The sequence below is a fragment of the Brinjal little leaf phytoplasma genome, from assembly GCF_978563805.1.
This window is the reverse complement of the sequence record NZ_CEAFKD010000011.1, coordinates 1-3517: the sequence shown is the minus strand read 5'-3', so window position 1 is coordinate 3517 and position 3517 is coordinate 1. Positions and strand designations below refer to the sequence as shown.

Sequence of the window (3517 nt, the reverse complement as noted above, 5' to 3'; positions counted from 1 at the left end):
TACACACACTTTTTTTTGATTCTTTTTTTAAAAACATTTATATTTTCTTTTGTTCGAACTATTTATTTTTTTTAGTTCATATATAAGTTTAATTATAATAATTTTTTATTACTTTTTATAAAATTAAAATATCTTTTTATTGTTTATTTTTAACTTTTTCTATATATTATTTGATTTACTTAAGTAAAGTTCTAAAAAATATTGGAATTTTATAGATGTATATTATTAAAATATTCATCAATTAGTTAATCATAATAATTAAAAATTTGTCTATGAATATATTTTTTTAACAATGTTAAACATTAAAAATGACTTGTATTTTAATCACCAATATTATAGTTTACATAATATACATTATAGGAACCAATTAATATACAAAAAGTAACGATTTTTACTTACTTTTTGGATATATTAATTTTATATTTTTTTATTTTTAAAATAAAAAGATTAATCAATTCAAATATATTTTATTTTTAGAATAAATTACAAATAAATTATTCAATTCATCTACTTTAACTTTATTTAAAATAATATAAAATAATTATAACTAAAGTTAAATAAAATAATTAAGTTAATATAATTAAATAAATTTATCACAAGATTTTTAAAAAGATTTAAAAAATACTTAGCGATTTTAATAAATTACAAATCAACCATCAAAAAATATTATTATTATGGATTGACCAAAATTTTAAACATATAATTTTATCAGTTAATGCTTATTTTTTTATGTTATGACTTAAGCAAAATAAAAAAGCTAAGCTTTTTTCTTTAATAAAGAAAAAAAGCTTAGCTTTTTTTGTTGTTTTATAATGGTGTCCTATTTTATATGGGTCAAGACTGGTTTTTGCTTCAGGTCAATTTAGTTTTTTAAGTATATAATAAAAATTATATAAAAGAATATATAAAAAGTATTTATTCAATCTTCGGAGACATTATTGCATAAAATAGAGATCTATATTTCAATTCTTCTTTTTTTTCTAGATAATTGTGTTTTTGATGGTTTTTTGTTGTCTATTATTCGTTTTTCATTTATTATTTTTTCTTCTTTTATATTAACAGCAGCTATTATTCCTTTTGTTTTATTCAAAAGAAAAATACTGTTTGAAAAAAAATTTTTTCCCCTTAATGCATAAACTTTATGAGATTTTAAGTTAATGTTAATAAAAAAAACAAAAAAAATATAAAAATTATAAAATTATTTTTTAATGATTTAAATTGTTTTAAATTTAAATACATCTTTTTTTAAACTCCTTTTTTAAAAAATATTAATCAACAATAAAATTTTATCAAATGATATTAATTTTTTTACAATAATAAAAACTATTTATTATTACTATTTTCGGTTCTTAAAAAATTTTAAAAAAATTTTTTAAGAAAAAAATATGAAATAAAATTTTATTGTCATTTTTTTAAAAAAAATTATTATTTAAAATATGGATTTATTTAAGAAATTGAGTTTATTTAAATTAGTAATTAATAAAAAAATATTTTTCTTAACAATTTTCATCCATAATAATAATTAATAAAATTAGTAATTTAAAATGAAAAAATTAAATAAATTTATTAAAATTAACTTCAATTTTTTAAAAAAATATTAAATAGATATTTATTTTTTTACTATTTTTATAGTTATTGTTTTAATTTGCATTAAAATATTTACTAATAAAACTGAATTCAAACAAATACTGATTGCATTTCACTCCAAAAGTATCACAACTAAATAATTTATTAATAATCATAAAGATCAACTTTATCAGTTGGTCTTTTTATTTTTTAAAAAGAATAAAAAGTTAATCTTCAACTTTTCTAAAAATATTTTTAGAAATATAACTAATGAATAGAAAAATATTATTTTTACTTTTTTTACAAGATAAAAATAATATTTTTAATAATATTGTTAAATTAAATTAACTATTTGGCAATTTTTAATTATTTTTTTAATTTATTTAATTTTTATTAAATATATATATACAAAAAATTAATTAAGTAAATATTTTTTAAATTTGACATCTTATTTTTTTAATAAAAAGACTTGACAAAATATAATTTTTAAATTAATAAGGAGTTATTAAAATAAGATTATAAGATGTAAGATTTATAAAAGTATAATATATGTTTTCTTTTTTCTTTTTCTTTTGGTTTTTTTCTTTTTCTTTTTTCTTTGTTTAAAAAATTTTTGAAAATTTTAAAAAAGAAATTTTTATTTTTTTGTTCACAATTTGATTTTTTTAATTTAAAATGAAAGTAATTAATAAATAGTTTTCTTTTTGCAAAAAAACGAATTTCAAAAAGGTTCCATTTGGATAAAGCACACAACCAACATACTTTACAAGCAAAAAAATTTATTCAGGGTTCTTCTCTGGAAAAGTTAGTCAATGTAAAAACGCTTATACAGAAGTTTTTTTCGCTAATTTTAAACGCGAAACTGTTTATTTAGAAAAAAAGAAAACATTTAACCAAAAACACAGTTAACTAAAATAGTTAATTCTTTTATTGACAATTATAACGCTCAAAGAAGAATGAAATATTTAAATTATCCTTTATTTGTATTTTTTTTATTTTCTATTGAATTTTTCAAAAAAATAGTATATTTTAATTGACTTACGTTAAAGTAAGTTATTAAATATGTTTATATTTTTAGAGATTCTCTTATATTTTTTTAGAATCTTTTTTTCTTTTTGAAAATTTGAAAAATTTTTTTATTTTAATATAAAACTAAATAACAATTTGATTTTTCAATTATTAATTATAATTTTTGAACTCTAAATAAAAAAATTTTGACTTCGTTCATATATGAGTATTTTTTTCTTCGAGTGTTCCATTTTGAATTATGATTTTAATTTTTTTAAAGTAAATTTTGTTTATTTAGAAAATTATCTAAAATTATATTATTATGTTTTATTTAATAAAAATTTTTTTAACATTTTTAAGACTTAAAATTAAAGATAATTTTATGTTTGTGCAAATAAAAATTATTATGTAATTTAAATAATTATTTCAACTTTTTTAAAAAATTTTTAAATAATTATTTTCTGATAATTATTTTAGTTTTTTAATTTTTTTGTAAATTATTGTTCAAAAATTAATTTTAAAAATTAAAAAGATCAATTTTTATAATTGATCTTTTTTCATAATTTTTTAATATTTTTGAAAATTATAAATATCATTTATTTTTTTTAATTTTAAAATATAAATAAATTCCGCATAATAAAAATATGATAAATAAGATTTTTATTTTATTATTTAACCAACATAAATTAGTATTCGTTAAAGCTTGCTGTAATGGTTTTTTTAATTGGTATATCACAGTCATTATTCCGGTATGTTGTGGGGAAGTTACTTGAGCTTGGGAATCAGTAACATCATTAATCTCAATGTTTTTACCTTGTAAAAAAGGATATTTAGTGATTATCGCTTGTTGAATGTTTTTTTCTTGTTGATCGTTTAACCGACCTAATTTAGTTACTTTTAAATACGCAGATAAAGGTTTTTTGATTTCAAACGATACTTGTAT

General features: G+C 15.6%; 2 protein-coding genes. Both read right to left on the bottom strand.

From position 1 onward, the window contains the following. Positions 1 to 955: 955 nt before the first annotated feature. Positions 956 to 1090: a hypothetical protein gene (locus ACTCUI_RS02275; protein WP_463431360.1), complete on the bottom strand. Its 135-nt coding sequence runs from the start codon at positions 1088 to 1090 to the stop codon at positions 956 to 958. Between the two features lie 2076 nt (positions 1091 to 3166). Further along, positions 3167 to 3517, bottom strand: a 351-nt coding sequence (locus ACTCUI_RS02270; protein ID WP_463431358.1) for a hypothetical protein, incomplete at its 5' end; no start/stop codon positions are given.